The sequence below is a fragment of the Brachyspira catarrhinii genome (assembly GCF_005518285.1).
Taxonomy (GTDB): Bacteria; Spirochaetota; Brachyspiria; order Brachyspirales; family Brachyspiraceae; genus Brachyspira; species Brachyspira catarrhinii.
The window spans coordinates 1-4,883 of the sequence record NZ_SJDU01000171.1 but is presented as its reverse complement, the minus strand read 5'-3'; the positions used below and the strand labels follow the sequence as shown (position 1 = coordinate 4,883).

Annotated in this window: 5 protein-coding genes and 1 pseudogene; 2 read left to right on the top strand and 4 right to left on the bottom strand. The window is 30.5% G+C overall.

The window, feature by feature from the left end; translation table 11 throughout:
- Nucleotides 1-120: pseudogene (locus EZH24_RS15515) on the bottom strand (Rpn family recombination-promoting nuclease/putative transposase); the annotation flags it as partial.
- Between the two features lie 195 nt (nt 121-315).
- Here EZH24_RS15515 and EZH24_RS07260 point away from each other — a divergent pair.
- Together EZH24_RS07260 and mutL are read left to right on the top strand one after the other, a co-directional pair.
- Entirely contained in the window at nt 316-741 is a 426-nt protein-coding gene (locus EZH24_RS07260; RefSeq protein ID WP_137998456.1) for a response regulator, read from the top strand.
- Between the two features lie 22 nt (nt 742-763).
- Complete coding sequence (gene mutL / locus EZH24_RS07255; RefSeq protein ID WP_137998455.1) at nt 764-2,536, top strand: DNA mismatch repair endonuclease MutL; 1,773 nt, start codon at nt 764-766, stop codon at nt 2,534-2,536.
- 24 nt (nt 2,537-2,560) lie between these two features.
- On the opposite strand, the gene EZH24_RS07250 is transcribed toward mutL, so the two are convergent.
- From EZH24_RS07250 to EZH24_RS07240, 3 genes are all read right to left on the bottom strand, one after another.
- Nucleotides 2,561-3,235, bottom strand: coding sequence for a hypothetical protein (locus EZH24_RS07250; RefSeq protein ID WP_137998454.1), 675 nt, complete (start codon nt 3,233-3,235; stop codon nt 2,561-2,563).
- 66 nt (nt 3,236-3,301) lie between these two features.
- A complete protein-coding gene (locus tag EZH24_RS07245; protein ID WP_137998453.1) occupies nt 3,302-4,192 on the bottom strand; it encodes a DMT family transporter in 891 nt (296 codons plus the stop codon).
- 13 nt (nt 4,193-4,205) lie between these two features.
- Nucleotides 4,206-4,883 (bottom strand): ankyrin repeat domain-containing protein (locus tag EZH24_RS07240; protein WP_137998452.1); only part of this gene is annotated, 678 nt, incomplete at its 5' end.

Sequence of the window (4,883 nt, the reverse complement as noted above, 5' to 3'; positions counted from 1 at the left end):
CATGTCCGCGCTAATCATAACTGCGTTTATAAAATCGAGCAAAACTTTTTCGCCTCCTTTGTCAGTGAAGAAATACCTGATAAAAAAATCGTTCAATGCATTAAAAGGTTTCTTATTCATAGATATATTATAACAGAATAATTTAATTTGTCAAAATATTAGATTAATAAATTTTAGGCAATATTTTATATTAAAAAATTTGATTATTGTCAATAAAAAGCGATTGACAATTATGTTTAAATACTATAAATTATTTAGTAAAAATATTGAAAATATTAAATAAAAAATATTAATAAATTATTAAAGGAAATTATTATGGCATCATATCCGCTTGGAGTAAATACAAAAACGGGAAAACAATATAATGTAATGATAGTGGACGATTCAAGCACGATTCGTATAGCTGAAAAAAAAATACTTCTTTCGGAAGATTTTAATGTTATGCTCGAGGCGGACGGAGCTATGTCGGCGCTTAAGCAATTAAAAGAATCCGCGGATAAGCCCGATATATTAATGATTGATTTTGAAATGCCGCAAATGAACGGAATCGATTTATTAAAAAGAATAAGAGCTTTAAATTACGAGGGAAAAGTTATAGTCGTTACTTCTTACGCCAATAAGGGAGTTTTAAGCGAATTCTTAAAATTAAAAATAGACGGTTATGTGGTAAAACCCGTTCAAAGACAAACCATTATACAACATTTGGCAAAAGTTTTGGGAAGAGAAGATTATATAAAATAGAATTTTCTAATCAATAGTCGCAATGAATAAAAAAATAATGAAATTGCCTCAGTCGGTTGCTAATCGTATAGCGGCGGGCGAAGTTATAGAGCGTCCAGCTTCCATGCTTAAAGAACTTTTGGAAAACGCTATAGATTCGGGCGCGGATAATATAGATGTTTCCGTTGAAGATGCGGGAATAAAAAGCATGATTGTGGAAGATAACGGAGAAGGAATAAGATTCGAAGAACTTCCGCTTGCGATAACTCATCATGCCACGAGTAAAATTTATTCTATAGAAGATTTGAATTCTATTTATACTTTAGGATTTCGAGGCGAGGCTTTGGCTTCAATATCGGATGTTACAAATTTGGAAATTGTCTCAAAAACTGCGGACGAAAATAACGGAGGAAAGATAATTGTCGAGGCGGGAAAAATAATAGAGCATAAACCTGCTGCGGCTTCAAAAGGAACGAAAATAATCGCTAAAAATCTTTTCTTCAATATTCCAGCGAGATATAAATTCTTAAAACATACTACAAGAGAATTTTATCTTATAAAAGAAGTTTTCGATACGGAGGCTTTGGTTCAGCCGAATATTTCAATGAGATTAAAAAATAACGACAAAATCGTTAATTCCTATTTGAAGGCTAATAGTTTGAAAGAGAGAATCGAAGATTATTTGGACGACAATAATATATTTTCAAATCTTATAGAAACGAATATGGAAAAAGAAAATGTTTCAATTTACGGCTTGTTTTCAAATTCAAAAATCAGTCAGTCTATGCGGAAAAATAGTTTTATATTTTTAAATAATCGCCCGATAGAAAACAGAGTGATTTATTACGCTATAAAAAACGCTTACGCGAACGCGATTCCGAGAGATAGATATCCGTTTTTCTTTTTTTATATAGATGTCGATTGCGGTAAAATCGATGTTAATGTTCATCCGAGTAAAAAAGAAGTGAGAATAAAAAACGAAAGAGAAATTTCCTCTATGATTTATAACGAAATATTTAATAAAGTAAACGAAGGAAATTCTTTTAGTTCGGTTAATATAGAAACGGATATTGATTCAACTCCGACTTTTAAAATTCAAAATATAAAAGAATATTCCACAAACGATAAATATAGTTATAATAATTATAATAATCAAAACAATTATAATAATTATAGTAATTACGATAATAATTATCAATCTTATAAAATAAGCGAATATATTGCCGAAAGAGAATTCGGAGAATATACGAAAGCCGTAGGACAAATATTTTCTTCTTACATAATCGCCGAAAGAGGAGAGGAAATGTTTATAATAGACCAGCATGCCGCTTACGAAAGATTAAATTACGAGAGAATTTATAAAACCTTAACAAACGGAAAATTGGAATACGAAAAATTATTAACGCCATGCGAAATAGAATATAGAGATTACGAAATTGATATTTTAAATAATTATAAAGAAACCATAGAATCAATCGGAATAAAATTTGAAACGAATTCAAAAGACAGCGTGATAATCGAAGAAGTTCCGATTTATATGCCGAAAAACCAAAAAATAGAAAAAATGATTAAAGATATTTTTGATATTTATATTTCAAAAGGCGAAAATAATTCTTTGGAAAAACTTATAAAACATACTTGCAGCGTCATCTCATGCAAATATTCCCCGAAAGCTGGAGATAAACTTTCAAACAACGACATTCAAATTTTACTCGACTTGCTCGAAAAAGAAAACATTTTAACAAACTGCCCTCACGGACGCCCGTTCGTTTTAAGATTATCGAAAGATTATTTGGATAGAAAATTTTTCAGATAAAATTTTATTTTAAAATTCTATTTTTTAAGAAATTTTAATTTCCGTAAATTTTATTTCCGAGTTAACCGCTCCGTCCAAACTTCTATATTTTATAATTTCTGGGAGAATGTATTTTTCAATATTTATATATAAAATTTCCGCATCGTATATTTTTGATTTTTTATTGTAATATTCCGCTCTTTCAATTAATAAACTTTCTTTATCTATCGTATAAGTCACGCTGTAATCTTTATCTTCTCCTTTCGCTCTTAACGATACTTTATATTTTTCTTTTTCCTCTTTCAAATCTTCGAAAATAAATTTGTCCGAAAAAGAATTGAAATTTTGGGCGTTCCCCACAACCGCGTAAAATCCCGTAGTCTCCAAAACTCCCTCGAATATTGAAAACATATTTCTATAAAAACTGTCGACATTTTCAAGCGTCATTGTCGGTTTTGTTCCTTGCGCGAAAACGAATTTCAATTTAATTTTATCTTTTGTAGAAGCGTAATTTCTTTCTGGAATTGTCGAAATTTGCCTCTCCACAATTTTTCCTTCAATATAAGCCTCGAAAGTTTTTGGATAAATCAAAGAATATTTTTCTTTCATTTTTGAATATAATTCTTTAAAATTATCGTTTGCCGTTTGAGAATAAAGCAATATTGGAAACAAACTTATTATTAAAATTTTTATCAATATTTTTTTTATCGTATTATTCATTTTATTTATGATATACTTTTTAATTTAATTATCAATAGTAAATTATATTTATTTTGAAAATTCAATTTAATTGGGCTTTGAATTATTCCCAAGCTCGCAGATGAATATTGCCGATATTACCAAAATTCCGCCGAAAACGAAATTAAAAGTAAGTTTATCTCCCATAAATATTACTCCGCATAAAGCTCCCAAAAAAGCTTCCATGTTTAATAAAATGCTCGTTTTATTTACCGAAACATATTTTTGAGAGACGGTTTGAAGCAAATACGCGAGTCCCGAACCTCCGATAGCCAAATATAAAAAAGATATTGTTATTTCCGTTTCTTTTAAAAGAATTTCCGTATTTACATGAGTTTTTGTCATTAAAGCGAAAGCCAAAGATATTATTCCCGCTATTATAAGTTGCCAAATTGCCATAAGGATTCCGTTTACATATTCGATTATAGCGTCTATCAATACCAAATGAATAGCGAAAACTACCGCGCATAAAAGAGCGAATAAGTCTCCAATTTTTACTTCGTTTAATCCGTTGGCTAAAGTGAGAAAATATAAGCCGATTATCGTTATTATTGCCGCCACAAACGAAGAAATATGCGGACGTTTTTTATAGATAATCCAAACCAAAAACGGAACGAATATAACATTCGAGCCAGTGAAGAAAGCGACTTTCGATGCGGTTATGAATTGAGAGCCCATAGTTTGAAGAAAGAAACCCAAAAATAAAGCTATTCCAACGGGAAGCGAAAGCAATATATCTTTTAATTTCGTTCTTTTGAAATATTTGAAAAATACTAAAGCGAGGAATAATCCGCCAATTAAATTTCTGAAACCTACCAAATAAAACGGCGGAACTTTTTCAACTACGACTTTGACGGCGACAAAACTATATCCCCAAATTAAAGCCGTTAAGAAAATTCCTAATTCGCCAAGACGCTCTCTTTTATTTTTATCAATCATTTGATTATTTAATTTAATTCGATTTTAATTTGTTTTGAAGCAATTTGATTATCTTTTTATTGCCTTTTTCTTTCGCTATATTATATTCTCTTTCAAAACCTTTTTCATCGTAATAATTTAAAAGTATATCGCAAACATCTATATGTCCGAACTCCGAAGCCAAAGACAAAGCGGTAAATCCTTTTGCAGTTTTTTCTTCTATTTGATTAATCGCTCCGTTTTCAAGCAAATATTTTACTATATTCGCTTTTCCGTTATCGGCTGCGACAATTAAAGCCGTTTCGTTGCTATTGCTTTTTTTCTTTATGATATTCGGAGAGAATTTTAATATATATTTAACGACATCCAAATAACCTTTTGCGCATGCGAACATAAAAGCGTTCCATCCGTTAACATCTTTTTCTTCCAAAACTTTTACATTATCTTGAATCAAATATCTAACCGATTTCAAATTATCGTATATAATCGCCCACATTAAAGGAGTTATATTATTCGAGCTTTTGCTTTCCAAAGAAACTCCTCTGCTTTTTAGCAATTCTATGATGTCGATATTTCCCTGTATTATAGCATGAATTAACGCGCTTCTTCCTATGCTGTCTACCGCTTTAACATCCGCTTTATTATCCAAAAGTTTTTCCGCTATTTCCACTTTTCCCAAAAAAGCCGCATACATTAAAGGAGTTTTATAATC

Bases quoted from the DNA above. Each gene is read 5' to 3' on its own strand.
- EZH24_RS07260 (WP_137998456.1), top strand. From the start codon at position 316: ATGGCATCATATCCGCTTGGAGTAAATACAAAAACGGGAAAACAATAT.
- mutL (WP_137998455.1), top strand. From the start codon at position 764: ATGAATAAAAAAATAATGAAATTGCCTCAGTCGGTTGCTAATCGTATA.
- EZH24_RS07250 (WP_137998454.1), bottom strand. From the start codon at position 3,235: ATGAATAATACGATAAAAAAAATATTGATAAAAATTTTAATAATAAGT.
- EZH24_RS07245 (WP_137998453.1), bottom strand. From the start codon at position 4,192: ATGATTGATAAAAATAAAAGAGAGCGTCTTGGCGAATTAGGAATTTTC.